Source organism: Streptomyces sp. NRRL WC-3549, from assembly GCF_000721935.1.
Taxonomy (GTDB): domain Bacteria; phylum Actinomycetota; class Actinomycetes; order Streptomycetales; family Streptomycetaceae; genus Streptomyces.
Genome location: NZ_KL585401.1, coordinates 66,189 through 66,501 on the forward strand (window position 1 = coordinate 66,189; position 313 = coordinate 66,501).

Genomic DNA, 313 nt, shown 5'->3' on the forward strand with positions numbered 1-313 from the left:
CCCAGTAGACGCGGCTGTCGCCCACCCAGCCGACGACCAGCAGGTCGCCGGCCATGATCGCGCCGACCAGGGTGCAGGCCGGGGCGTTCTGGTGGCGGTGCGCGTCGTGCTCCATCGCCTGACCGGGCTCCTGGGCCAGGGCGTTGACCGCCTCGGACGCGGCCAGGATCGCCTCGTGCATCGCCTGCTGGGGGTGCGTGCCGCGCGGCAGCGACGTCAGCAGCGACTCGTTGGCGGGGCCCGCCGCGGCGGCGGAGGCCTCGTCGGGGCGGCTCGCGGACGAGACGCCGTCGCAGACGATGGCGACGACGGT

1 protein-coding gene is annotated in these 313 nt (G+C 75.7%); it reads right to left on the reverse strand.

Annotated elements, in window-relative coordinates:
* The coding region (locus IH13_RS0116805; RefSeq protein ID WP_031085242.1) for a protein phosphatase 2C domain-containing protein at positions 1–313 on the reverse strand (313 nt) is incomplete at both ends.